Origin of the sequence: Bacteroides faecis (assembly GCF_020091505.1) — a bacterium.
Classification (GTDB): domain Bacteria; phylum Bacteroidota; class Bacteroidia; order Bacteroidales; family Bacteroidaceae; genus Bacteroides; species Bacteroides faecis.
The window spans coordinates 2636020-2662052 of sequence record NZ_CP081916.1 but is presented as its reverse complement, the minus strand read 5'-3'; the positions used below and the strand labels follow the sequence as shown (position 1 = coordinate 2662052).

General features: G+C 42.7%; 21 protein-coding genes. 15 read left to right on the top strand and 6 right to left on the bottom strand.

From position 1 onward, the window contains the following. Positions 1-61 precede the first annotated feature (61 nt). From K6V30_RS10180 to K6V30_RS10120, 13 genes are all read left to right on the top strand, one after another. Positions 62-988, top strand: coding sequence for a diacylglycerol/lipid kinase family protein (locus K6V30_RS10180; protein ID WP_010536918.1), 927 nt, complete (start codon positions 62-64; stop codon positions 986-988). Positions 989-1072: 84 nt separating this feature from the next. Continuing rightward, complete coding sequence (kdsA, locus tag K6V30_RS10175; RefSeq protein ID WP_010536917.1) at positions 1073-1873, top strand: 3-deoxy-8-phosphooctulonate synthase; 801 nt, start codon at positions 1073-1075, stop codon at positions 1871-1873. Positions 1874-1955: 82 nt separating this feature from the next. After that, entirely contained in the window at positions 1956-4796 is a 2841-nt protein-coding gene (locus K6V30_RS10170; RefSeq protein ID WP_010536916.1) for a M16 family metallopeptidase, read from the top strand. A gap of 23 nt (positions 4797-4819) precedes the next feature. Beyond that, the gene (locus tag K6V30_RS10165) at positions 4820-6313 is read left to right on the top strand and encodes a DUF5687 family protein (RefSeq protein ID WP_055270167.1); all 1494 of its coding nucleotides are present in this window, start codon (positions 4820-4822) and stop codon (positions 6311-6313) included. A 51-nt stretch (positions 6314-6364) separates the two neighbouring features. Beyond that, positions 6365-7069, top strand: coding sequence for an ABC transporter ATP-binding protein (locus K6V30_RS10160; protein WP_010536914.1), 705 nt, complete (start codon positions 6365-6367; stop codon positions 7067-7069). 32 nt (positions 7070-7101) lie between these two features. Continuing rightward, the gene (locus K6V30_RS10155; RefSeq protein ID WP_055270169.1) at positions 7102-7614 is read left to right on the top strand and encodes a C40 family peptidase; all 513 of its coding nucleotides are present in this window, start codon (positions 7102-7104) and stop codon (positions 7612-7614) included. 25 nt (positions 7615-7639) lie between these two features. After that, positions 7640-8524, top strand: coding sequence for a TraB/GumN family protein (locus tag K6V30_RS10150; RefSeq protein WP_010536912.1), 885 nt, complete (start codon positions 7640-7642; stop codon positions 8522-8524). A 37-nt stretch (positions 8525-8561) separates the two neighbouring features. Then, the gene (locus tag K6V30_RS10145; protein ID WP_055270171.1) at positions 8562-9203 is read left to right on the top strand and encodes an HAD-IA family hydrolase; all 642 of its coding nucleotides are present in this window, start codon (positions 8562-8564) and stop codon (positions 9201-9203) included. Positions 9204-9445: 242 nt separating this feature from the next. Then, on the top strand, positions 9446-9763 hold the full coding sequence (gene rplU / locus K6V30_RS10140; protein ID WP_010536910.1) for a 50S ribosomal protein L21: 318 nt from the start codon (positions 9446-9448) through the stop codon (positions 9761-9763). Positions 9764-9784: 21 nt separating this feature from the next. Continuing rightward, the gene (gene rpmA, locus K6V30_RS10135) at positions 9785-10054 is read left to right on the top strand and encodes a 50S ribosomal protein L27 (RefSeq protein WP_010536909.1); all 270 of its coding nucleotides are present in this window, start codon (positions 9785-9787) and stop codon (positions 10052-10054) included. A 146-nt stretch (positions 10055-10200) separates the two neighbouring features. Continuing rightward, positions 10201-11475, top strand: a complete 1275-nt coding sequence (serS, locus tag K6V30_RS10130) for a serine--tRNA ligase (RefSeq protein ID WP_010536908.1) — start codon at positions 10201-10203, stop codon at positions 11473-11475. Between the two features lie 86 nt (positions 11476-11561). Beyond that, positions 11562-12773, top strand: coding sequence for a glucose/galactose MFS transporter (gene gluP, locus K6V30_RS10125; protein ID WP_055270173.1), 1212 nt, complete (start codon positions 11562-11564; stop codon positions 12771-12773). Positions 12774-12917: 144 nt separating this feature from the next. Beyond that, the gene (locus K6V30_RS10120; RefSeq protein WP_055270175.1) at positions 12918-15209 is read left to right on the top strand and encodes a bifunctional dihydroorotate dehydrogenase B NAD binding subunit/NADPH-dependent glutamate synthase; all 2292 of its coding nucleotides are present in this window, start codon (positions 12918-12920) and stop codon (positions 15207-15209) included. A 93-nt stretch (positions 15210-15302) separates the two neighbouring features. Here K6V30_RS10120 and K6V30_RS10115 read toward each other — a convergent pair whose 3' ends face one another. The 3 genes from K6V30_RS10115 to panC all read right to left on the bottom strand — a co-directional run bounded on the left by K6V30_RS10115 (position 15303) and on the right by panC (position 18325). Further along, complete coding sequence (locus K6V30_RS10115) at positions 15303-16964, bottom strand: IS1182-like element ISBthe2 family transposase (protein WP_224207241.1); 1662 nt, start codon at positions 16962-16964, stop codon at positions 15303-15305. A 138-nt stretch (positions 16965-17102) separates the two neighbouring features. Continuing rightward, the gene (gene panD / locus K6V30_RS10110) at positions 17103-17456 is read right to left on the bottom strand and encodes an aspartate 1-decarboxylase (RefSeq protein ID WP_008759980.1); all 354 of its coding nucleotides are present in this window, start codon (positions 17454-17456) and stop codon (positions 17103-17105) included. 20 nt (positions 17457-17476) lie between these two features. Beyond that, positions 17477-18325, bottom strand: coding sequence for a pantoate--beta-alanine ligase (gene panC, locus K6V30_RS10105; RefSeq protein WP_010536904.1), 849 nt, complete (start codon positions 18323-18325; stop codon positions 17477-17479). A 142-nt stretch (positions 18326-18467) separates the two neighbouring features. On the opposite strand from panC, the gene K6V30_RS10100 reads away from it, so the two are divergent. After that, complete coding sequence (locus K6V30_RS10100) at positions 18468-19304, top strand: glycogen/starch synthase (protein ID WP_010536903.1); 837 nt, start codon at positions 18468-18470, stop codon at positions 19302-19304. 19 nt (positions 19305-19323) lie between these two features. Next, entirely contained in the window at positions 19324-20952 is a 1629-nt protein-coding gene (bamH, locus tag K6V30_RS10095) for a BamH family beta-barrel-assembly machinery protein (RefSeq protein WP_055270337.1), read from the top strand. Positions 20953-21184: 232 nt separating this feature from the next. On the opposite strand, the gene K6V30_RS10090 is transcribed toward bamH, so the two are convergent. Genes K6V30_RS10090 through K6V30_RS10080 form a run of 3 tightly spaced genes read right to left on the bottom strand, consistent with a single transcriptional unit; the run spans position 21185 to position 25876 of the window. Then, on the bottom strand, positions 21185-22633 hold the full coding sequence (locus K6V30_RS10090; RefSeq protein WP_010536901.1) for a glycoside hydrolase family 57 protein: 1449 nt from the start codon (positions 22631-22633) through the stop codon (positions 21185-21187). A 13-nt stretch (positions 22634-22646) separates the two neighbouring features. Then, positions 22647-23921 carry a glycosyltransferase family 4 protein gene (locus K6V30_RS10085; RefSeq protein ID WP_010536900.1) on the bottom strand — a complete coding sequence of 425 codons (1275 nt, stop codon included), beginning with the start codon at positions 23919-23921 and terminating at the stop codon, positions 22647-22649. 17 nt (positions 23922-23938) lie between these two features. Further along, positions 23939-25876, bottom strand: a complete 1938-nt coding sequence (locus K6V30_RS10080; RefSeq protein ID WP_010536899.1) for a glycogen debranching enzyme N-terminal domain-containing protein — start codon at positions 25874-25876, stop codon at positions 23939-23941. Positions 25877-26033 lie beyond the last annotated feature (157 nt).

Below are 26033 nucleotides of genomic sequence, written 5' to 3'. Positions count from 1 at the left end.
ATAGTCTGTGAAAGATAAAAATGCGATTGTTAGTTAATACAGTTAGGATAGAAAAACGGTTATGAGTGTAGAACCTGGAAAATGGGGAGTAATTTACAATCCCAAAGCAGGTACCCGAAAGGTACAGAAACGATGGAAAGAAATCAAGGAGTACATGGACAGTAAAGGTGTCAACTATGACTATGTACAATCCGAAGGTTTCGGTTCTGTAGAACGTCTTGCCAAAATACTGGCGAACAACGGCTATCGCACAATTGTCATTGTAGGCGGAGACGGTGCTCTGAACGATGCTATCAATGGTATCATGCTTTCTGACGCCGAAGACAAGGAGAACATCGCCCTCGGTATCATTCCGAATGGTATCGGAAACGACTTTGCCAAATATTGGGGACTCAGCACCGAATACAAACCAGCCGTGGATTGTATCATTAACCATCGCCTTAAAAAAATAGATGTGGGCTTTTGCAATTTCTATGACGGCAAGGAACACCAACGCCGTTATTTTCTGAACGCAGTCAACATCGGACTAGGTGCACGAATCGTGAAAATCACCGACCAGACCAAACGCTTCTGGGGCGTGAAATTCCTGTCATACGTTGCCGCCCTATTCTCGCTGATATTCGAACGGAAACTGTACCGGATGCATCTTCGCATCAACGATGAACACATCCGCGGACGCATCATGACCGTATGTGTAGGAAGTGCCTGGGGTTGGGGACAAACTCCGAGTGCCGTACCTTACAATGGTTGGCTGGATGTATCTGTCATCTACCGTCCGGAATTCCTGCAAATCATTTCGGGATTGTGGATGCTGATTCAAGGAAGAATTCTGAATCATAAAATGGTGAAAAGTTACCGGACAAGAAAAGTAAAAGTGCTCCGTGCACAGAATGCTTCCGTCGATCTGGACGGTCGTCTGCTGGCAAGACACTTCCCACTAGAGATAGGTGTATTATCAGAAAAGACCACTTTAATTATTCCAAATTAGTCAATAAAATCGGGAAACTGACGAAAAGGCAGCCCTCAACTTTTTAAACTATAGATAAGTAATTAGTAACTTGTAATTAATAAAATGATCGAACTTAAGAACAATCCTGCCGGCAATTTCTTTCTGCTGGCTGGTCCATGTGTAATAGAAGGTGAAGAGATGGCAATGCGCATTGCTGAGCGCGTGGTCGGAATCACTGAAAAATTACAGATTCCTTATGTCTTCAAAGGTTCTTACCGCAAGGCAAACCGTTCGCGTCTGGATTCATTCACAGGCATCGGTGACGAGAAAGCGCTCAAGGTACTGAAAAAAGTACGTGATACTTTCGGAGTTCCCACGGTGACGGATATACATTCAGCCAATGAGGCTGAAATGGCTGCCGAATATGCTGACATTCTCCAGATTCCGGCTTTCCTTTGCCGTCAGACGGATTTACTGGTTGCCGCTGCCAAAACCGGAAAGACAATTAACATCAAGAAAGGACAGTTCCTCTCCCCGCTCGCTATGCAGTTTGCTGCAGATAAAGTGGTGGAAGCGGGCAACAAAAACGTGATGCTGACCGAACGAGGAACAACCTTCGGTTATCAAGACCTTGTAGTAGACTATCGGGGAATCCCGGAAATGCAAACGTTTGGCTATCCGGTCATACTGGATGTCACCCATTCATTACAGCAACCCAACCAGACCAGCGGAGTGACCGGTGGTATGCCCCAACTGATCGAAACCGTAGCCAAAGCCGGCATTGCCGTAGGAGCCGACGGTATCTTTATCGAAACACACGAAAACCCCGCCGTAGCCAAGAGCGACGGAGCAAACATGTTGAAGCTGGACCTTTTGGAAGGACTATTAACTAAATTAGTCAGAATACGGGAAGCTATTAAATAATTCTTTTTTCTGCCTGTTTGTGATTATGCACAAAAGAATACGACAGATATTTCAGACAACTTTTTTATAAACTAAATAGAACATGAAACATTTATTACGTGGATTTTTTATTGCAGTTCTCTTTATATGCTGCAACTTCCAACTCGTGTCTGCACAACCCATGCAAACACTGCCTGTGGACAAAAATGTCCGCATAGGTAAACTTGAGAACGGGCTTACTTATTACATCCGACACAACGCACTCCCAGAAAAACGCGTCGAATTTCACATTGCACAAAAAGTGGGTTCCATCCTTGAAGAACCGCAACAGCGCGGTCTGGCCCACTTCCTTGAACACATGGCTTTCAATGGAACAAAGAATTTTCCGGGTGATGAAACAGGACTAGGTATCGTACCTTGGTGTGAAACCAAGGGTATCAAGTTTGGTACAAACCTGAATGCATATACCAGTATCGATAAAACTGTATACCGCATCAGCAATGTGCCTACTGACAACGTCAGCGTAGTAGATTCTTGTCTGCTGATCCTGCATGACTGGTCAAGCGCCATCAACCTTGCCGACAAAGAAATCGATAAGGAACGTGGTGTGATCCGCGAAGAATGGAGAAGCCGCAACAGTGGTATGCAGCGTATCATGACTAACGCCCTGCCTACGATGTATCCGGATTCTAAATACGCTGACTGTATGCCAATCGGAAGTCTGGACGTTATCAACAATTTCCCTTATCAGGACATCCGCGATTATTATGCTAAATGGTATCGTCCTGATTTACAAGGCATCATGATTGTCGGTGACATCAACGTGGACGAAATGGAAGCAAAACTGAAGAAAGTTTTTGCAGACGTGAAAGCTCCGGTACATCCTGCCAACCGTATCTATTATCCGGTAGCAGACAACCAGGAACCATTGATCTTCATCGGTACGGACAAGGAAATCGAGACTCCTTCTATCAGCTTCTTCTTCAAGAGCGAAGCGTTCCCCGATTCACTGAAGAATACAATCAACTACTACGGTATTCAATATATGCTGAGCATGGGTATCAGTATGCTCAACAGCCGTCTGGCAGAAATCCGTCAGCAGGCTGACCCTCCTTTCACTGGTGCAAGCGCAGGTTATGGTGACTTCTTCGTCGCTAAAACAAAAAGTGCTTTCGGTATTGATGCCAGCAGCAAAATTGGTGGTATCGAACTTGCCATGAAAACAATCCTTGAAGAAGCTGAACGCGCACGCCGCTTCGGATTCACTGAAACAGAATATGACCGTGCTCGTGCCAACTATCTACAACGCGTAGAATCCGCTTACAACGAACGCGAAAAGATGAAAAATGATACTTATGTCAACGAATACATCAGCAACTTCCTTGACAATGAACCGATGCCGGGCATTGAGTACGAATATGCAATGATGAACAAGTTGGCTCCCAACATTCCGGTGACAGCTATCAACCAGGTGATGCAACAGTTGATTACTGACAACAATCAGGTAGTACTGCTGGCAGGTCCGGAGAAAGAAGGTTTGAAGTACCCGACTAAAGAAGAAATCACAGCTTTACTGAAACAGATGAAATCTTTCGACTTGAAACCCTACGAAGACAAAGTTTCTAACGAACCTTTGCTGAAAGAAGAACCGAAAGGCGGAAAGATCATTTCTGAAAAAGCCGGAGACATTTACGGAACAACGAAACTGGTTCTGTCCAATGGTGTGAAAGTATATATCAAACCAACAGACTATAAAGCAGACCAAATTTTGATGAAAGGTACCAGTCTCGGTGGTAGCAGTCAGTTTGCTGACAAAGAAATTCTGAATATCTCTCAGATCAATGGTGTTGCATTGGTTGGTGGTATCGGCAACTTCAACAAAGTAGACTTGGGCAAAGCACTTGCAGGCAAACGTGCTTCTGTAGGAGCCGGTGTCAGCGCTACGACTGAAACGGTTTCCGGTAGCTGTTCTCCGAAGGACTTTGAAACAATGATGCAACTTACTTATCTGACTTTCACTGCTCCCCGCAAGGATAACGAAGCATTCGAATCATACAAGAATCGCCTGAAAGCAGAACTGCAGAATGCCGATGCTAATCCGATGACTGCATTCAGCGATACTATTTCTTACGCTTTGTATGGCAACCACCCGCGTTCTTTCAGCATGAAAGAAGAGGATGTAGACAAGATCGACTACGACCGTGTACTGGAAATGTACAAAGACCGTTTCAAAGACGCCAGTGACTTTACATTCTACTTTGTAGGAAACGTAGACATTGAGAAAATGAAACCGATGATTGCCAAATATCTGGGTGGTCTGCCGTCTATCAATCGCAAAGAGTCTTTCAAAGATACAAAGATGGAAATCCGCAAAGGACAATACAAAAACGAATTTGCTAAAAAGCAGGAAACTCCGATGGCTTCCATTATGTTCCTGTTCAGCGGCACTTGCAAGTATGATTTGCGCAACCAGATGACTCTCAGCATCCTTGACCAAGCTTTGGATATGGTTTACACCGCAGAAATCCGTGAAAAAGAAGGAGGTAGCTATGGCGTGAACTGTAGCGGAAGCCTCAGCAGATATCCGAAAGAACAACTCGTTCTTCAAATTGTATTCCAGACTGACCCTGCCAAGAAAGATAAACTGTCGGGCATTGTTATCGAACAGTTGAACAAAATGGCAAAAGAAGGTCCGTCTGCCGAACACATGCAGAAGATCAAAGAATATATGCTGAAAAAATACAAAGATGCTCAAAAGGAAAACAGTTACTGGCTGGGTAACCTGGACGAGTACTTCTACACAGGTATCGACTATACGAAAGACTATGAAACGTTGGTTAACAGCATCACAGCAAAAGATGTACAAGAATTCCTTGCTAAATTGATGAAACAGAACAACGAAATCCAAGTCATCATGACCGTACCTGAAGAAGAAGCTAAATAAACATCTTATAGCATACCAACAGTATGATGATATTCAACGAATTACGCAAACATGGACGGCTTGCCTCCAAACGGCATCCGATGTATGAAAAGAACAAAGTTGCCAAAATATTCGGATATATCGGGGTTGCCTTTTGGGCAGGATACCTGATCTTCTTCGGCACAACGTTTGCATTCGGCTTTGCAGATATGGTTCCCAACCGGGAACCGTATCATGTAATGAATGCAGTTGTCCTGATTTTTATTTTAGCACTTGATTTCTTGTTGCGTGTTCCGTTCCAAAAAACACCGACGCAGGAGGTAAAGCCTTACCTCCTGCTGCCGGTAAAACGGAATCGTATTATCGATTTCCTGCTCATCCGTTCGGGATTAAGCCTCTTCAACCTGTTCTGGTTGTTTATGTTCATCCCTTTTTCCTTCATTACTATTACCAAGTATTTCGGTATCTTAGGTGTATTCACCTATCTCATAGGCATTTGGTTATTAATCGTAGCCAACAACTACTGGTACCTGTTATGTCGCACACTAATTAATGAACGTATTTGGTGGGTGCTGCTCCCTATCGCTTTTTACGGTGGGCTCGGCTGCCTTGCCTTTATTCCCGAAGACAGTCCCCTATTCTACTTCTTTATGGACTTGGGCGACGGATACATTAACGGGAATATTCTCTATTTTCTAGGTACTATACTCGTCATAGCCATCTTGTGGCTGATCAACCGCAAAATCATGTCCGGTCTTATCTACGCAGAATTAGCCAAAGTAGATGACACTCGCATCAAGCATGTTTCAGAATACAAATTTTTCGAGCGATACGGAGAAGTTGGTGAATATATGCGGTTGGAGTTAAAAATGCTTTTACGCAACCGGCGTTGTAAAGGTGCGCTACGAAGCGTCATTCTTGTCGTCATCGCTTTTTCTTGTATACTGAGCTTTTCAAGCCTTTATGACAGCAGCACAATGACTACTTTTATTTGTGTTTACAATTTTGCCGTATTCGGCATGATCATTCTTTCACAGCTTATGTCCTTCGAGGGCAACTACATTGACGGCCTAATGTCCCGCAAAGAATCTATCATGAGTCTGTTGAAAGCAAAATATTATATTTATACTATTGGCGAAGTCGTTCCCTTTGTGCTGATGATTCCCGCCATAATAATGGATAAAGTACCTTTATTGGGTATTTTTGCCTGGTTCTTTTACACCACCGGTTTTATCTATTTCTGTTTCTTCCAACTGGCTGTTTACAATAAACAAACTGTAGCTCTAAACGAAAAAGTGTCAAGCCGCCAAACCAATAGCGCCATACAAATGGTTGTCAACTTCGGAGCTTTCGGAGTTCCCTTAATCTTGTATTCTACATTAAATGCACTTTTGGGTGAGACTGTAGCATACTCTATCCTGCTCGTCATCGGACTCGGATTCACCATTACTTCTCCGCTTTGGATCAGAAATGTTTATAAGCGCTTCATGAAACGAAGATACGAGAATATGGAAGGCTTCAGAGACAGTCGCCAATAAGAGATTTACAATTGAACCGATTTACCATTTTACGATAAAAATACCAAGACAATGATAAGCATCAATAATCTTCAAAAGAAATTCGGCGAAAAGATGGCCGTGAACATAGACCACTATGAGATCAATCAAGGCGATATGCTCGGATTGGTAGGAAACAACGGTGCTGGTAAAACAACACTCTTCCGGTTAATGCTCGATTTGCTGAAAGCGGATAATGGCAATGTAGTCATCAACGATATTGACGTCAGCCAAAGTGAAGACTGGAAAAACGTTACAGGTGCTTTCATTGACGACGGATTCCTAATCGACTACCTAACTCCGGAAGAATATTTCTATTTCATAGGGAAAATGTACGGACTGAAAAAGGAAGAGGTAGACGAACGTCTTGTACCGTTCGAACGTCTGATGAATGGAGAAGTAATCGGGCAAAAGAAATTAATCCGCAATTATTCTGCCGGCAATAAACAGAAAATCGGCATTATCTCCGCTATGCTTCATTACCCTCAACTGTTGATACTCGATGAACCGTTCAACTTCCTTGACCCCAGCTCGCAGTCTATTATCAAGCATATGCTTAGGAAATACAGTGAAGAACATAATGCAACAGTAATCATTTCCAGCCACAATCTGAATCATACGACAGATGTATGTCCACGTATTGCCCTGCTGGAGAATGGTGTCATTATCCGGGATATTATTAATGAGAATAATTCTGCAGAAAAAGAACTGGAAGACTACTTTAACGTAGAAGAATAAAGCAAATTACGATACCTGATGAAAGATAGCCGATGAGAGTAAAATTCAAACTTATCCTCATATTGACAGGACTGATCTTTATCCTTAGTTCCTGCCGTACATCCGCTCCCCGTTTGGATTATCAAGCACTGGCACGTGCTTCCATCCTGCTGGGTGTAGATATTAATATGGAAGATGACCATAAACTCTATTTGGAATCAGCCGAATGGATAGGTGTTCCTTATCGTGGAGGAGGCAATTCAAAACGTGGCACTGATTGTTCGGGACTTACTTACCAGATATACCGGAAAGTTTACCGTATGCAAGTCCCGCGGAACTCTGAAGACCTGAGAAAAGAAAGCACTAAAGTAGCCAAACGAAATCTACGAGAAGGAGACCTCGTATTCTTTAGCAGTAGCCGTTCCAAAAAGAAAGTAGCTCATGTAGGCATCTATCTTAAAAACGGGAAATTCATTCATGCCAGCACCAGCAAAGGAGTTATTGTCAGTCGTCTGAGTGAAGACTATTACACCAGACACTGGATATCCGGAGGAAGAATACGCTGATTACCAACTAAAAAGATATAGAATCATGAAATCATTTATTGGAGCAATCATATTTATCTGCGTAGCATTAAGCGCAAATGCACAACTTTTATGGAAAGTTTCTGGAAACGGACTTAGCAGCCCCTCTTACATCATGGGGACTCACCATCTTGCTCCGTTAAGTATCAAAGACGGTATCACCGGACTACAGAAAGCAATGGATGAAACGCAACAAGTATATGGAGAACTGAAAATGTCGGAGATACAATCTCAGGCTACCATCCAAAAGATGCAGAAAATGATGATGATCGAAAGCGATACGACTCTAACCACTCTCCTTTCACCGGAAGAATACGAAACAGCTAATAAATTCTGTAAAGAGAACCTGATGATGGACCTGAGTATGGCACCCAAAATCAAACCAGCTTTCTTACTGAACAACATAGCAGTGGTGGCATACATCAAACATATTGGAAACTATAATCCTCAAGAACAGCTTGATACTTATTTCCAAACTCAGGCAATACAGAAAGGAAAAAAAACAGATGGGCTGGAAACCCCGGATTTCCAATTTAACCTATTATATAATGGACTATCCCTGCAACGCCAAGCACAACTGCTCATGTGTACCCTCAACAACATCGACAAAGAAGTGGAAAGCCTCAAAAGACTGACGGACGCCTACATGAAACAAGATTTAGAAACCATGCTTAAGATCAACGAAGAACGCAAAGGGAATCAATGTGACGCACTTCCCGCAGAAGAAGATGCCATGATTTACAACCGTAACAAAACATGGGCACAGAAATTGCCGGCAATCATGAAAGCCGCTCCCACCTTTGTTGCAGTCGGTGCTTTGCACCTGCCGGGTGATAAAGGATTATTAAACTTACTGAAAAAACAGGGATATACAGTAGAAGCAGTGAAATAAAAAAGGTGTTCATTATATTTGCCGAAAACATCTTCCCATGAACTATAAAACTTATTTATTTGATTTCGACTATACATTAGCCGACTCATCACGGGGTATCGTTACTTGTTTCAGGAATGTACTCAATCGCCACCAATATACGAACGTCACTGACGAAGCGATCAAACGTACTATTGGCAAAACACTGGAAGAATCTTTCAGCATACTGACCGGAGTCACCGACTGGGAACAGCTCACAGTTTTCCGACAAGAGTACAGACTGGAAGCAGATGTTCACATGAACGTGAATACCCGTCTTTTTCCTGATACACTCTCTACTCTGAAAGAGCTAAAAGAACAAGGTGCCCGCATCGGTATTATCTCTACTAAATACCGTTTCCGTATACTCAGTTTTCTGGATGAGTATTTGCCGGAAAACTTTCTCGACATAGTGGTAGGCGGAGAAGATGTGCAAACTGCCAAACCTTCACCGGAAGGAGTAAACTTCGCTCTCGAACACCTGGGCAGTGCTCCGCAAGAAACTTTATATATTGGAGACAGTACAATAGATGCCGAAACAGCACAAAATGCAGGAGTAGACTTTGCAGGTGTCCTTAATGGGATGACTACCGCTGATGAACTTAAAGCCTATCCCCATCGGTTTATCATGGAGAATTTATCCTGCTTGCTACAAATATAATTATTGAAGTGGACGAAGACAAAAGATACTTCAAAAATTCATGTGAAAGCTGTATCTCCAAAAGGAAAACAGAGTATATGTAAAATGCTTTAATAAGAAACAGCAAAAAATAAAGGAAAAATTTGTCTGAAACAAATAAAAAAAGTAATTTTGTGCCCGATTATTCCGCAACGGGTTCGACAAAGAGTTCTTTAAGTGATTAAAGACCACCCGCCGGAGCTAACTTATACATTATATATAAGATGTACGCAATTGTAGAAATTAACGGTCAGCAATTTAAAGCAGAAGCTGGTCAGAAGTTGTTCGTTCACCACATCGAAGGTGCAGAAAACGGTTCAACAGTAGAATTTGAAAAAGTTCTTTTGGTAGACAAAGACGGAAACGTAACTGTAGGTGTTCCGACTGTAGAAGGTGCAAAAGTTGTTTGCCAGGTTGTTTCAAGCTTGGTTAAAGGCGACAAAGTTCTTGTTTTTCACAAGAAAAGAAGAAAAGGTCACAGAAAACTGAACGGTCACCGTCAACAGTTCACTGAGTTAACAATCACAGAAGTAGTAGCTTAATCATTTAAAAAGTAAGAAGAAATGGCACATAAAAAAGGTGTCGGTAGTTCTAAGAACGGCCGCGAATCACATAGCAAAAGATTAGGCGTAAAGATATTTGGTGGCGAAGCTTGCAAAGCAGGTAATATTATCATTCGTCAAAGAGGTACTGAATTCCACCCGGGTGAAAACATCGGAATGGGTAAAGACCACACTCTTTTCGCTTTAGTAGATGGTACAGTTAGCTTTAAAGTAGGCAAAGAAGACAGAAGATACGTTTCTATCATTCCTGCTGAAGCAACAGAAGCATAATTGCACAACTGAAATATTCAAGAAAGGAGATGTAATCCAAAAGGATTGCATCTCCTTTCTTTATTTATGCAGATTTTCATTGCTCGCTTATTCGTTTTTTCTTTATCTTTGTAGCCTTAAAAAGAAAGTTCATAAAAAGTATAGATATGCTTACCATTAAACAGATTACAGAAAATACAGAGGCGGTACTCCGCGGGCTGGAAAAGAAGCATTTCAAGAATGCAAAAGAGACGATTGACGAAGTCATCACCCTCAACGACAAGAGACGTACTACGCAAAACCTATTAGATAAGAATCTGGCAGAGGTTAACTCACTTTCCCGTACTATCGGTCAGTTGATGAAAGAAGGAAAGAAAGAAGAAGCCGAAGCTGCACGTGCACGTGTTGCCGAACTGAAAGAAAGCAACAAAGCACTGGACGCTACTATGACACAGGCTGCTACAGACATGCAGAATCTACTTTATACCATCCCCAACATCCCTTATGACAGCGTACCTGAAGGTGTAGGTGCCGAAGACAACGTCGTAGAAAAGATGGGAGGTATGGAAACAGAACTTCCCAAAGATGCACTGCCTCATTGGGAACTGGCTAAAAAATATGATTTAATCGATTTTGACCTCGGTGTAAAGATTACAGGGGCAGGTTTCCCTGTATATAAAGGAAAAGGTGCCCAGCTGCAACGCGCTCTGATCAACTTCTTTCTGGACGAGGCACGCAAGTCCGGATATACAGAGATCATGCCACCGACAGTAGTCAATGCAGCTTCCGGTTATGGTACCGGACAACTTCCCGACAAAGAAGGACAAATGTATCATTGCGAAGTAGATGATCTTTATCTGATTCCGACAGCCGAAGTGCCTGTTACCAATATCTACCGCGATGTTATTCTGGAAGAGAAACAGTTGCCGATCATGAATTGTGCGTACACACAATGTTTCCGTCGCGAAGCAGGTTCTTACGGTAAAGACGTACGTGGTCTGAACCGCCTGCACGAATTCTCCAAAGTAGAATTAGTACGCATCGACAAGCCGGAACACTCCAAAGAATCTCACCAGCAAATGCTCGACCACGTAGAAGGTCTATTGCAAAAACTGGAACTTCCATACCGTATTCTCCGTTTGTGTGGTGGCGACATGAGCTTTACCGCTGCGCTATGCTTCGATTTCGAAGTATATTCCGAAGCACAGAAGCGCTGGCTGGAAGTAAGTTCCGTATCCAACTTCGACACCTACCAGGCTAACCGCCTGAAATGCCGCTACCGTAGTGCAGAAAAGAAAACAGAACTTTGCCATACACTGAACGGTTCAGCATTAGCATTACCACGCATCGTCGCCGCCTTACTGGAAAACAATCAAACCCCCGAAGGTATCAGAATACCTAAAGCATTGGTTCCATATTGCGGTTTCGACCTGATAGACTAAGAAACTTTTTACTCCTGTAAGAACAAGACATATTTGCCCCTTACAGGAGTTTTCTTTATTTATTAACCTTTAACACATTTACCCCCATGACAAAAAACACAAAAAGTTTTGCATTGCCATTGGCATTCATTGGCGTCATGTTCTTCTCATTGGGCTTCGCCCTTGGTATCAACTCCGTACTAGTCCCCGTTTTGAAAGGGTCGCTGGAAATCAGTTCAGCCGAATCGTACTTGATCATTGCCGCTACTTTCATTCCATTTCTTATCTTTGGTTATCCGGCAGGACTTACAATTAAAAAGATTGGATACAAACGGACAATGGTCCTTTCATTCCTTATGTTTGCCATAGCTTTCGGGCTTTTTATACCATCGGCAAGTTATGAAAGTTTTCCTCTATTTTTGCTGGCCTCCTTCATCAGCGGAACCGCCAATGCCTATCTGCAGGCTGCCGTAAACCCATACATCACCATTCTGGGACCGATAGACAGTGCCGCCAAACGCATTAGCATTATGGGTATATGCAATAAACTTGCATGGCCAATCCCCCCTTTATTCCTGGCGTTTCTTATCGGAAAAGAAGTAACTGATATTACCGTCTCCGACCTGTTTTTGCCCTTCTACGTTATTATCGCCGCATTCATTGCATTAGGAATTATTGCTTATATGGCTCCACTACCAGAGGTAAAAGCTGTCGGCGAAGACGATAGCGAAGAGGCAGCCGAAGCCTGTCCTTATGCAGCAAAGAAAACATCCGTCTGGCAATTCCCGCATCTATTATTAGGATGCCTCGCCCTCTTTTTATATGTAGGTGTAGAAACTGTATCACTTGGCACATTAGTCGATTATGCCACTAGCCTCCATTTGGAAAATGCAGCAATGTATGCCTGGATCGCTCCGATAGGCATTGTCATCGGCTATATTTGCGGTATCATCTTCATCCCCAAATATATGAGTCAGGCTACAGCATTGAAGATTTGTTCTATTTTAGCAATCATCGGTTCCGTATTAGTAGTACTTACGCCTGCCGATATATCCATCTATTTCATTTCCTTCATGGCGCTGGGATGCTCTTTAATGTGGCCTGCTTTATGGCCTTTGGCTATGGCAGACTTAGGAAAGTTTACCAAATCCGGTTCATCTCTTTTGATTATGGCAATGGCAGGTGGTGCCGTCATTCCTACTTTATTCGGTTATTTAAAAGACATTTCAGATATCCAGAATGCTTATTGGATTTGCCTCCCCTGTTTCCTGTTTATTCTATATTACGGAGTGGCGGGATATAAAATCAGAACGAAATAAATAAAGATATCCGTATAGATATGGGAAGCCGCTCATCAAAAGAGTGGCTTTTCTTTTTATATTTCGTAAATAAGCTGTATCTTTGCCAAAATTTACAACATTCTGATAGCAGTTACGTAATAATACCAACAAAATAATTAGATAATGAACAAAATCATTAGCAAAGAACGCTTTTCTGAGAAAGTGTTTAAACTTGAAATTGAAGCTCCTTTAATTGCTAAATCCCGCAAAGCCGGACACTTCGTCATTGTACGTGTAGGCGATAAGGGAGAACGTATGCCTCTGACGATTGCCGGTTCTGATTTAAAGCAAGGTACAATCACTTTGGTGATACAGGAGGTCGGGCTCTCCTCTACCCGTCTCTGTGAATTGAACGAAGGTGATTATATCACCGATGTGGTAGGTCCGCTTGGACAAGCTACCCATATTGAGAATTTCGGAACAGTTGTTTGTGCTGGTGGTGGTGTAGGTGTTGCTCCGATGCTTCCTATAGTACAAGCATTGAAAGCTGCCGGCAACAGAGTGATCACAGTATTGGCCGGACGTAACAAAGATCTTATCATTCTGGAAAAAGAAATGCGCGAGAGCTCCGACGAAGTGATTATCATGACGGACGACGGCTCTTATGGCCGCAAAGGCTTGGTAACCGAAGGCGTAGAAGAAGTAATCAAACGTGAAAAAGTTGATAAATGCTTTGCCATCGGTCCTGCTATCATGATGAAATTCGTTTGTCTGCTGACTAAGAAATATGAGATACCTACCGATGTTTCATTGAATACCATTATGGTAGACGGGACAGGTATGTGTGGTGCTTGCCGCATCACTGTAGGAGGAAAAACGAAGTTCGTATGTGTTGATGGTCCGGAGTTTGACGGTCATCAAGTGGACTTTGACGAGATGCTGAAACGTATGGGTGCGTTCAAGAAAATTGAGCGTGAAGAGATGCACAAGCTCCAACCCGAATGTGAAGCGACCAAAGAAATGGATGAAAAAAGTCGTAACGCTGCCTGGAGACAGGATTTGCGTAAATCGATGAAACCGAAAGAACGTACAGCTATCCCCCGTGTCGAGATGAACGAGCTCGATGCCGAATACCGCTCACATAGCCGTAAGGAAGAAGTAAACCAGGGATTGACTGCCGAGCAAGCAGTTACAGAAGCCAAGCGTTGTCTGGATTGTGCCAATCCGGGATGTATGGAAGGCTGTCCGGTAGGCATTGACATTCCACGTTTCATAAAGAACATTGAGCGCGGTGAATTCCTTGAAGCAGCCAAAACACTGAAAGAAACAAGTGCACTTCCGGCTGTATGCGGTCGCGTTTGCCCCCAGGAGAAACAGTGCGAATCCAAATGTATACACTTAAAGATGAAAGAGAAACCGGTGGCCATCGGTTATCTGGAACGCTTTGCTGCTGACTTTGAACGTGAAAGCGGGCAGATTTCAGTACCTGTCATTGCCGAAAAGAACGGTATCAAAGTTGCGGTTATCGGTTCGGGTCCTGCCGGATTATCATTCGCAGGCGATATGGCAAAATACGGTTATGACGTAACAGTATTCGAAGCACTGCACGAAATCGGTGGTGTATTGAAATACGGTATCCCGGAATTCCGTCTGCCTAATAAGATTGTAGACGTTGAAATAGACAACCTCGCCAAAATGGGTGTCACTTTCATTAAAGACTGTATTGTAGGAAAAACAATCAGTGTGGAAGATTTGAAAGAAGAAGGTTTCAAAGGAATATTCGTTGCCTCAGGCGCTGGCCTGCCTAACTTTATGAATATACCGGGTGAAAACTCAATCAATATCATGTCTTCTAACGAATACCTCACTCGTGTCAATCTGATGGATGCCGCTAGTGAAGACTCCGATACTCCGGTAGCTTTCGGTAAGAATGTAGCTGTCATCGGCGGTGGTAATACTGCTATGGACTCTGTCCGTACTGCCAAACGCTTAGGTGCCGAACGTGCCATAATCATCTATCGTCGTTCGGAAGAAGAAATGCCGGCACGTATCGAGGAAGTAAAACATGCCAAAGAAGAAGGAGTCGAATTCCTGACCTTACACAATCCTCTCGAATATATTGCCGACGAACAAGGTTGCGTGAAACAAGTTATCCTCCAGAAAATGGAATTGGGCGAACCGGATGCTTCCGGACGTCGTAGTCCTGTCGCCATTCCGGGGGCAACGGAAACAATTGATATCGATCTGGCTATTGTCAGCGTTGGCGTATCTCCGAATCCGATTGTGCCCAGTTCGATCAAAGGACTGGAATTAGGCCGCAAAGGAACCATTTCCGTAGATGAAAATATGGAATCTTCTATTCCGATGATCTATGCAGGTGGAGACATTGTGCGTGGTGGAGCTACTGTTATTCTTGCAATGGGCGACGGTCGTAAGGCAGCTGCTGCCATGAATGAGCAACTGCAAAGCAAATAAAAAAAGACCTGATTATAGCAGAAAGGGGCTGTATCAAAACTAAGGCACATCCCCTTCTTTTTTTCATATAAAATAGTCGTTCCTCTTTTTTGTCTATGCGACTATTTTTTCAGTAATTAGGTAATAAGGCTTAATATTCGTCGTATTTTGAGTCACACGTGGTCTGATAAAGATAAATATAGTGTGTGCACTCCTTCTCTTTCCTGCTTTTAGTAGTTTTGTACACATCTTTTTGATATTAAAAGCTATAGCAAAGAAGGCAAAGTCCATTGTAACCTTGTCTTCTCCCACATGCCGGAACCTTTTGTATGCCATGTTGTGTTTCATTTGTCCAAAAACTGCTTCCGGTTCTATACATCGCCTTCCCCTATGCCTGATGCCTTCTTCCGAGAGTAACCTTTCCCGTGCCTGCCGTTTGTATTGGTTTAACCGGTGGTTGACTTCTATCATACGGTTCCCCCGAGCTTTAAAGCAACTGCCACACAAAGGACACCCTTCACATCTTTGTGCTTTATATCGGGCACTTTCGGTGATGTATCCGCTTGCTGTTTTGTCACGTCTAGTTCCTATACGGTTCATGTGCTGCCCCATAGGACAAACGTAATAATCCTCCCCCGCATTGTAATGGAGACTCTCCGCATGGAATGGATTGGGGGTATAACGGGGACGCTGTTCTTTATGGAAGTAGTTGTACTTGACAAAGGCTTCTATCCCATTATCTTGCATGAACCGATAATTTTCTTCCGAGCCGTAACCGGAGTCTGCCACACCGACAGTTGGTAAGCGGTTATAGCGTTGCTCAAAGGAGTGGAAGAAAGGTATGAGGGTCAGTGTGTCGGTTGGGTTGGGAAACAGTCGGAAGTCTATGAGGAATTGGTTCTCGGTACCTATTTGCAGATTATATCCGGGTTTGGTCTGTCCGTTTCTCATGGCGTCTTCTTTCATGCGCATGAAGGTGGCATCAGGATCGGTCTTGGAGTAGGAGTTGCGTTCTCCAAGAGTATCAAGATGGTTGTCGTATTCTATCAACTTGTCACGGTACTCCTCAAGTTCCCGGACCTGTTTCTTCTTTTCCCGGATGACCTTCTTTTGTTCCTTGTCCTTTGTTACAGGATGGTGTTCCAGCACCTCTTTAAGTTCATTCACTATATCTGAGAGCATGGCGGGAGTGAACTCTACGGGTGTATCTTTCATGGAGTTCTCTTGGGCTATGACTTCATCCACCTGCTCCAGGAGAATGCGGATCTTATCCATCAGCTTTGTACGGTTCTTTTCGACTGTCTTGCGCCAGACAAAAGTATATTTGTTGGCTTTGGACTCAATCTTGGTACCGTCGATATACTCTACGTCAAGGCTGATGAAACCTTTGTCGGCAAGGACAAGAACCAACTGCGTGAATACGGTATTTATTTCCTCTTTTACACGGTTTCGAAAACGGTTGATGGTAATAAAATCCGGATGTTCATTACCGGAAAGCCAGATATAATGAATATCACGTAGGAGAAGCTTCTCTATTTTGCGGCACGAATAGATATTGTTCATGTAGGCGTAGATAATCACCTTAAGCATCATTTTAGGATGATAAGGACAACGACCGGTTGCTTTATAAAGCTTCTTGAAATTGTCAAGATTGAGATTATCAACAACAGTATTAACTATGCGAACCGGATCGTTCGCTGCTATGTTTTCATCAATTCTTCCGGGAAAAAGAACTGTTTGGTTGGGAAGGTAAGGACGAAAATGTAACTTTGCCATAACGAAAAACTTTATGCCTAAAGATACAAAAACTTTGGGTAATAACAAAGCCCGGGCTTGTGAAAGTCTGGGCTTTGTGCATAAAAAAAGGTTGTGCCAGCGTTTTGACACAACCTCTTTCTTATCACAAGATACTTCTTACTTCACTACGCTATTCGTCGCAGGGTCCGGGAAAATCACCGTCGGTTTAAACGACTTCGCTTCCTCAAAATCCATCAGCGCATACGACATGATAATCACAATATCATCCGGTTGCACCTTACGGGCGGCAGCACCATTCAGACAAATCTTGCCTGAACCGCGTTCACCTTTGATAATGTAGGTTTCAAAGCGTTCACCATTGTTATTATCAGCGATATACACTTTTTCTCCCGGAATCATGTTGGCAGCATCCAGCAGGTCTTCATCAATCGTGATACTACCCATGTAGTTCAGATTTGCCTCTGTAACACGTGCACAATGAATTTTCGACTTCAACACTTCAATCATCATAAGGTTTCGTCTTTTAAAATTTAGATTTCTTTATATTTTATATTATCAATCAGTCTGACCTCTCCGCAGAACACTGTGATACAGCCTACTACATACTGAGCATCCTCCCAACTGTTTACCTTTTGCAGCGTGTTTCCGTCAACGATTTCAAAATACTCCAAACGCAATCCCGGAGCAGCCTCTATCGCTTCTTCTACCATCTTCTGCGTCTCACTCACTGTGTGAGAGGTTGCAAAGGTACGACTTTTAAATAATGTCCGAGAAATATTTAAAGCATTTTCACGTTCTTGTGCCGATAAACGTTTATTCCGGCTACTCAAAGCCAGTCCGTCTTCTTCACGAACAATAGGGCAACCTACTATTTCCAGTTTATAATTCATCTGGCGAACCATCTCCCGGATAATTGCCAGTTGCTGAAAATCTTTCTCTCCGAAATAGGCACGATCCGGCTGTATTGCATCAAACAACTTGCTGACAATCTGGCAAACTCCATTAAAATGTCCCGGACGGAAAGCTCCTTCCATTACCGTATCCAACGGAGCATAGCTAAATTCACGCGTATCCGGTTGCGGATACATCTCTTCTACCGAAGGAGCAAAGGCAAATGCCGCACCGCAATCTTCCAACAGGCGGCAGTCAGCATCCAGTGTACGCGGATACTTTGCTAAATCATTTTTATCATTAAACTGAGTGGGATTTACAAAAACACTCACTACTGTTACACCATTCTCACTTACGCTGCGCTTTACCAGTGATGCGTGTCCTACGTGTAAAGCACCCATTGTGGGTACTAGTCCTACCTTCTTACCCTGGGCTCTCAGTACCGTCAATTCGGCCTGTAAGTCCTTGATAGTGTGTATTACTTTCATTTTTGTTAATTGGTTTATGTTTTGGTCGTTTGCAAAAACTCTGCAAAATAAACTAATATTTGCCACATAAAGAAAGAATATGGTATTTAAAGTTCCTTTTTTTTGCTATCTTTGCAGAATATTATAGTGAACTATTGTTATTATGACAAAGGCGAATAAAGTTTTATTTATTACTCAAGAGATTACACCTTACGTTTCAGAATCCGAAATGGCCAATATAGGTAGAAACCTTCCACAGGCAATACAAGAAAAAGGCCGTGAAATCAGGACATTTATGCCTAAATGGGGAAACATTAACGAGCGCAGAAATCAACTGCATGAAGTAATTCGCCTCTCCGGTATGAACCTGATCATCGATGATACTGATCACCCCCTTATTATAAAAGTTGCTTCTATTCAATCCGCACGCATGCAGGTATATTTCATCGACAACGATGACTATTTCCAGAATCGTTTGCAGACAGCGGACGAAAATGGTGTAGAATACGATGACAACGACAGTCGTGCTATCTTCTATGCACGTGGTGTACTGGAAACAGTGAAGAAACTTCGCTGGTGTCCTGACGTTATTCATTGCCACGGCTGGATGACGGCATTAGCTCCTCTTTATATTAAGAAAGCCTACAAAGATGAACCCTCTTTCCGTGATGCAAAAGTTGTATTCTCGGTATATGAAGATGATTTCAAGAATACACTTAGTGATGACTTCGCAACCAAACTGATGTTGAAAGGCATTACCAAGAAGGATTTGGCATCTCTGAAAGAACCGGTAGATTATGCGGCACTTTGTAAACTTGCTGTTGATTATTCCGACGGAATTATACAGAACAGCGAAAAGGTAGACGAATCCATTATTGAGTACGCTCGTCAGTCGGGTAAGTTGGTTCTCGATTATCAGAGTCCGGAAAACTACGCAAACGCATGCAATGAATTCTACGATCAGGTATGGGAAACCACTACAAATAAAGAAGAAGAATAAAAATCTAGATACGACAATCATGAAAGCAAAATATGCCTTGATAGCTTTATTGGCAATCACATTTTTCGGATGCGATGATAGTACAGGTGGCTTGGGATTAGGAATGTTTCCGGGCAATGACCAAAATATCAAAGGAAAGTTATCCACATTTGATGTAATTACTGAATCTGTTAAGACAGGTGACATCTATGCGAAAACTAACATCGGTTATATTGGCAAGTTCACAGATGAAACATTCGGTACTTATCAGGCTGGTTTTTTGGCCCAACTAAATTGTCCGGATGGACTAACTTTTCCTGAACCATACAAAGAAGTTACAGATGCAAGTGGTAATGTTATTTCAGCCACAGGAAGAATGGTTGTCGACGATAAAGACCCAGAAAATAAAGATGTTACTTTTATTAAAGACGGAAATCAAATCATAGGTAACATACGTGCAGTCGAACTCTACCTATGGTATGACAGCTACTTTGGAGACTCATTGACAGCTTGTAGATTAAGTGTATATGAACTAGGAGGTAATGGAAAAGAGACATTAAATCTTGACAATGCTTATTATACAGATATTAATCCTGCAGATTTTTACGACAGTCAGAATATATTGGGAACCAAAGCATATACAGCCGTAGATCTTTCTGTAAAAGATTCCATTCGTAACCTAAGCACATATGTTCCAAGTGTGCATATTACTTTCAAAGAAGATATAGCAACAAGAGTTGGTGGAAATATTTTAACTGCTGCAAGAAAAGCTAAAAATGCTGATAAGGAATTCAATAGCCAATTATTCAGAGAAGCTTTTCAAGGTATTTACGTTAAGAGTGACTATGGTGATGGAACTGTCCTCTACATAGATCAGCCACAAATGAATGTAGTATATAAATGCTATGCAACAGATTCTATTACCGGTAAAAAATTACAGAAAAAAGACGGAAGTGGTAAAGACTCGACTTATTACTCTTATCGTGTGTTTGCTACGACTCGTGAAGTAATCCAAGCCAATCAATTAAAGAATGATCCCGAAAGGATAGATGCATTAATTAAGGAAGATAAAAACACTTATTTGAAAAGTCCGGCAGGTATTTTCACCGAAGCTACACTACCAATTTCAGATATACAAAACGAATTGACAGGCGATACCTTAAATGCAGTAAAACTAACATTCACCAATTACAATCAAACAGGTGATAAGAAGTTTGGTATGGCTATACCATCTACTGTAATGCTTGTACGTAAGAAATTCCAAGATAGCTTCTTTAAAGACAATAAGTTGAGCGACGGCGTATCTTCCTATCTAACTTCACACACAAGTAGTACAAATCAATATGTATTCAGTAATATCACCAAATTGATAAATGCTTGTATCGCAGAAAAGGAAGAAGCTAAAAAGAATGCCGGTAGTTCATGGGATGAAGCTGACTGGTTACTAAAAAATCCGGATTGGAATAAGGTAGTACTTATACCTGTACTTGTGAGTTATGACTCTTCAAATACTACAACTGGTCAGGCCAATATTATTAGAATACAACATGACTTAAAACCGGGTTATGTACGTCTGAAAGGTGGAAGTCTAGGCAAAACAAATCCTGATTATAAGTTGAAGCTTGAAGTTATTTCTACAGACTTCGGATTAACAACTAAGTCAAACTAAAAAATATATAAAAACGGCGCGGGTTACTTCAGTAATTCGCGCCGTTTTTATATATAAAGCCATTAGAAACCAAACAACAAAAACAATTCAATAACGATTACCTTTCATTGGAAGTAATAGCAAACAAGACCTTCTCGGACAATCTCATTCCTATATAACCTCCTAATATAAAAAAACAACCGTGAGGTGATTCTCATCTCCCCACGGTTATAACCAGTTAATTTACATTTTTTTATTCTTCTTTCTTTGCGGCAGCCTTCTTGCGTGTAGCTTTTGCTTTCGGTTCAGCTACTTTCTTCGGTGCAGCAGCCTTTTTTGCAGCCGGCTTCTTTAGTGCGGGCTCCTTAGCTATCTCTTTTTTTGCAGCAGCCTTCTTGGGAGCAGCAGCTCCTTTTTCAGCCTTAGCCTGCCATTTGGTTACTTCCTTTTGCAGTTCAGCGATTTCCTCACCCTGATTCTTAATCGTAGTCAGCAGAGAGTTCAGTTCTTCATTATCTACGTCAACAGGATACAGTGAATCTACTCGTTTGATAAAGTCGCCCAAGATATTCATGTAGTTAGTGAAGGCATCGTAAGGAGAATCATAGATGCCACGATTCAGCCAGATACCTGTATTCTTGGTAGTCATGAAACGGAAGTTGTTGCTGGCCTGCAGATAATCCCAGTCCTGTTTGATACGACGGTCATCACACAGATGAACACGTTCTGCTACGCTATACAACTTATTGAAAGCCTCACGCTGCAGAATATTACCCAGCCAACTGCTTGTATCTCTCTCTTCGTCTACCCATGACATTGGATAAGGAACATCCAGTTGAGACACTGATTTCAGTTTGGATACAATCTCTGTCGGAGTAGAGAAAGTGATACCTTTCGATTTTGCACATTCAGGCAGTGCCTTCAGGAATTCCAGGATATTGGAAGAAAGTGGCTGAGCCATACCCAATGCACTCAATTCCATAAAGATATTAATCACCTGCTCTTCTTGCGGCAATGCATCAATCCAGCTAATATACTTGTCAGCAAATAATGGATATTCCGGCCATTCCGAATTGGAGAAACGTAATCCTATATCATCAGAAAGTTTAAAATCCCTCAAGAGCAACTTAAGCCCCGGAGCCTGATTACAATGATATACATAATGCGGGCTCTTCCATCCCAAAATGTGTTTAGCACCTTCCGTCAGCATTCCCTTGAAGCCCATAGAGGCCACCATTCCACCTATTTCATCCGAATAAATCAGACTGGAGTTACGAAACACCTTCGGTTCTTTGCCAAACATCTGTTTCATTTTATCACGCTGACGAAGCACTTCTTCACGGAAGCAGTCTTCGTTAGCCAGAGATGACAAGCCATGTGAATAAGGTTCACACAAGAATTCACAACAGCCGGTATCATTCAGCTGATGCAGCAAGTCAATCACTGCCGGAGCATGAATTTCAAGTTGCTCCAAAGCTACACCCGAAATAGAAAGCGCTACTTTGAAAGCTCCTCCCGAGTTCTTCACCATCTCGATCAGCGTACTGAGAGCAGGTATGTAAGACCGTTCGGCAACCTCATTCATACCGGTTTCATTCGCATAGTCGTCATAGTAATAATGATCGGTGCCGATATCGAAAAAACGGTAGCGTTTCAAGTGTATAATCTGATGTATTTCGAAATAAAGACAGATCGTTCTCATAGTCTATATTATTTTATTGTTTACCATAATTTTTAATAACCTCATCATAGATACCGCGGACTTTATATCCCACGTTCTCCCATTTAATCTCATCCACTTCTTTCTTACCCTCTTCCTTCAGATATTCGTACATAGCCGGGTAAGTACAGATAGAATAAATGGCATCCGCCATGGCGTGAATATCCCAGTAGTCCGTCTTGATACACTTATCCAGAATCTCGGCACAACCGGATTGCTTGGATATAATGGAAGGCACGCTGCATTGCATGGCCTCCAACGGAGAGATACCGAATGGCTCGGATACAGAAGGCATAATATATACGTCACTGGCTTTCAGCACTTCGTACACCTGTTTTCCTTTCATAAAACCGGGGAAGTGGAAACGATCGGCGATACCGCGTTCGGCTACCAGGCGGATCATCTGATCCATCATATCACCGCTACCAGCCATAACAAAACGGACATTACGCGTGCGGTGCAAAACCATTGCAGCAGCTTCTACAAAGTATTCCGGCCCTTTCTGCATGGTAATACGTCCCAGGAAAGTAACGACCTTCTCGCTCGGATTCTTTTGAGGAACGATATCCTGTATCTCTTGTGACAAAGGAGAAACGGCATTATGCACAGTAGACACCTTCTTCGGGTCCTGAAAATATTTATGGATCACAGTCTGACGGGTCAGTTCACTCACACACATGATGTGGTCGGCATTATCCATGCCATTCTTCTCAATGGCATACACTGTCGGATTGACATTGCCGCGACTACGGTCGAAATCAGTAGCGTGCACATGAATCACCAATGGTTTGCCAGACACTTGCTTGGCATGAATTCCTGCCGGATACGTCAGCCAGTCGTGAGAATGAATGATATCAAACTCCTGCTGACGCGCTACCACCCCGGCAACGATCGAATAGTTATTGATCTCTTCATGCAGATTGTCCGGATAACGTCCGGAAAATTCGATGCATCCCAGATCATTCGTATTGAGATAACTGAAGTCAGCGTAGATATGGTCGCGCAAGTCATAGAACAACTGCGGGTCCATATAGCTTCCTACACGTCCTTTCACATAATCCCAACCGACATTCTTCCACACTACCGGTGTGCTGTTCATACCGATAATTCTTAAAAAGCTCTGATCTTCGTCTCCCCATGGTTTGGGAATACAGAATGTTATTTCCAGATCATCCTGCTGAGACATTCCTTTTGTCAGACCATAACTGGCAGTCCCTAACCCTCCTAAGATATGCGGGGGGAACTCCCATCCAAACATTAAAACTTTCATTTTCGTTCCTCCTCTTTTTAATAATACTTAGACAGTAGCTTTAGAATACGCAGTACTTCGGCGACATTCATGGCAAACGATACAGCTCCGCGTCCTTTAAAAGGCGGATTACCATCGAAAAGTTCAGGCAACGAACTGATACAATGAATTGTCAGTTCATCTTCGAGACCAATAAGCTGGCGTTCAATGAACGACAGACCACTCATCTTATAAATTCGCAGATAGGCTTCCATATAGAATCCCATCAGCCAAGGCCAGGCTGTGCCTTGGTGGTAAGCATAGTCACGCTGTATCTGAGGACCAACATAGTTAGGGTTATATCCCCCACTCTTCGGGCTCAAGGTACGGAGTCCCTTGGGGGTAAGCAACTCTTTGGTTGCAATATCGAGCACTTGTTTCTTTTGCGCCCGATCCAGCGGAGAATAATCGAATGCTACGGCGAATATCATGTTGGGGCGTACGCTCCAGTCCATCATATTTCCATCCACATAGTCAAGCAAATATCCATATTCATTGCGGAACACTTCGATAAATGATTTTCCCGTCACTTCTGCCTGCGCATCAAGCGCATCCGCCAGAAGAACGTTTTCACCTTCACGAACCAGATCAGCAACAAAACGAAGCGCATTGTACCACAAAGCATTAAACTCTACGATATATCCCGTACGGGGAATCACCGGATGTCCGTTTACAGTAGAGTTCATCCACGTAATCGCTTTGTCGGTGCCATTAGCGTAAAGCAGTCCGTTTTCATGCAGGAAGAGGTTTTCATGTTTCCGCTGACGGATAAATTCCATGATGTCCTCCAGCAGTTCTCCGTATTTCTGGCGGCATTGTTCGCGGGATGTCTCTTTGGCATACTGCTGCAAAGCCCAAACAGCCCAAAGCAGTACGTCCGGATGTTCCATCTCGTAAATTTTGTATCCAGCCGGTTCATCATTGATGAAACTGCGAATCGCTTTTTCCGCTGTCTTCATCACATCTTCAAACTGGTCCACCTCGTCCAGTGCCAGTGTCAGTCCCGGCAGAGATATAAACATATCGCGGGCACGGCATTTGAACCACGGATAACCGGCAAGGATATAATGTTCGCCATCCTGCTGGTTGTGGAACTGATGAGCTGAGTTTTTCAGACAGTGATAGAAGCTATCGCGAGGCGTACGGTCTGCCACTTCGGCTTCGAACGTCTGTTTCAATCTGCGCGGAGTCACTTCGGAAGTACCCGCAGAGAAAACGATGCTTTCTCCTTTCTTTATATCCACTTCAAAATATCCCGGAACATAGAGGTCTTCGTTGAAATCATAACCTCGTTCCTGTTCTTTCGGATATTCAAATCCACGATACCAATCGGGCTGGAAATGGAATTCGCACGACTTGTTCAACTGCATGAACAGTTCCGGATAACCGGGATACATACAAGTCTTGATCCCATTTTCCACAAGCTGATAATCTCGGCTTGCCTGCGCATTTTCGTGTGTATACTCTCGCACACTCCGGAAAGCGAGGAATGGTCGGAAGCGCAAAGTCGTCGCTGAGTGCGCATCCAACAAAGTATAACGAATCAGGATTCTGTTTTCATGATGTACAAAGATTTTTTCTTTGCGTAACACTACTCCTCCAACACGGTAAGTTGTCGCCGGGATATGTTCACAATCGAACTCACGGATATACTTATGTCCATTCGGACTAAAGTTGTTTCCCTGATATTTATGCAATCCCAAGTTAAACTCCGCACCATGTTGAATTACCGTTTCATCAAGAGAAGATAGCAGCACATGATTTTCATCGTCTATATTGGGAACAGGAATTACCAACAGGCCGTGATATTTGCGTGTGTTACAATCAACAATCGTTGTACAATGATAAGCTCCTGCTTTGTTCGTCCGTAGAATCTCCCTTTGCAGGGTTTCTTCCAGATTCGTCATGAGGGTCTTGTCAAATCGTAAATAACTCATAGTTGTGCATTATTTAAAGGTTAATTATTGGTCACTATCATCCGTATATATCTATTGCTGTTCTGTATATATACCATCCAGAGCACTGTATATATAGGTATAATGCCCAAATGTACAAATTCTAGATAAAAACAAAAATAAAAAGGCTTTTTATTTT

Coding starts and splice junctions, on each gene's coding strand:
- K6V30_RS10180 (WP_010536918.1), top strand. CDS start 62: ATGAGTGTAGAACCTGGAAAATGGGGAGTAATTTACAATCCCAAAGCA.
- kdsA (WP_010536917.1), top strand. CDS start 1,073: ATGATCGAACTTAAGAACAATCCTGCCGGCAATTTCTTTCTGCTGGCT.
- K6V30_RS10170 (WP_010536916.1), top strand. CDS start 1,956: ATGAAACATTTATTACGTGGATTTTTTATTGCAGTTCTCTTTATATGC.
- K6V30_RS10165 (WP_055270167.1), top strand. CDS start 4,820: ATGATGATATTCAACGAATTACGCAAACATGGACGGCTTGCCTCCAAA.
- K6V30_RS10160 (WP_010536914.1), top strand. CDS start 6,365: ATGATAAGCATCAATAATCTTCAAAAGAAATTCGGCGAAAAGATGGCC.
- K6V30_RS10155 (WP_055270169.1), top strand. CDS start 7,102: ATGAGAGTAAAATTCAAACTTATCCTCATATTGACAGGACTGATCTTT.
- K6V30_RS10150 (WP_010536912.1), top strand. CDS start 7,640: ATGAAATCATTTATTGGAGCAATCATATTTATCTGCGTAGCATTAAGC.
- K6V30_RS10145 (WP_055270171.1), top strand. CDS start 8,562: ATGAACTATAAAACTTATTTATTTGATTTCGACTATACATTAGCCGAC.
- rplU (WP_010536910.1), top strand. CDS start 9,446: ATGTACGCAATTGTAGAAATTAACGGTCAGCAATTTAAAGCAGAAGCT.
- rpmA (WP_010536909.1), top strand. CDS start 9,785: ATGGCACATAAAAAAGGTGTCGGTAGTTCTAAGAACGGCCGCGAATCA.
- serS (WP_010536908.1), top strand. CDS start 10,201: ATGCTTACCATTAAACAGATTACAGAAAATACAGAGGCGGTACTCCGC.
- gluP (WP_055270173.1), top strand. CDS start 11,562: ATGACAAAAAACACAAAAAGTTTTGCATTGCCATTGGCATTCATTGGC.
- K6V30_RS10120 (WP_055270175.1), top strand. CDS start 12,918: ATGAACAAAATCATTAGCAAAGAACGCTTTTCTGAGAAAGTGTTTAAA.
- K6V30_RS10115 (WP_224207241.1), bottom strand. CDS start 16,964: ATGGCAAAGTTACATTTTCGTCCTTACCTTCCCAACCAAACAGTTCTT.
- panD (WP_008759980.1), bottom strand. CDS start 17,456: ATGATGATTGAAGTGTTGAAGTCGAAAATTCATTGTGCACGTGTTACA.
- panC (WP_010536904.1), bottom strand. CDS start 18,325: ATGAAAGTAATACACACTATCAAGGACTTACAGGCCGAATTGACGGTA.
- K6V30_RS10100 (WP_010536903.1), top strand. CDS start 18,468: ATGACAAAGGCGAATAAAGTTTTATTTATTACTCAAGAGATTACACCT.
- bamH (WP_055270337.1), top strand. CDS start 19,324: ATGAAAGCAAAATATGCCTTGATAGCTTTATTGGCAATCACATTTTTC.
- K6V30_RS10090 (WP_010536901.1), bottom strand. CDS start 22,633: ATGAGAACGATCTGTCTTTATTTCGAAATACATCAGATTATACACTTG.
- K6V30_RS10085 (WP_010536900.1), bottom strand. CDS start 23,921: ATGAAAGTTTTAATGTTTGGATGGGAGTTCCCCCCGCATATCTTAGGA.
- K6V30_RS10080 (WP_010536899.1), bottom strand. CDS start 25,876: ATGAGTTATTTACGATTTGACAAGACCCTCATGACGAATCTGGAAGAA.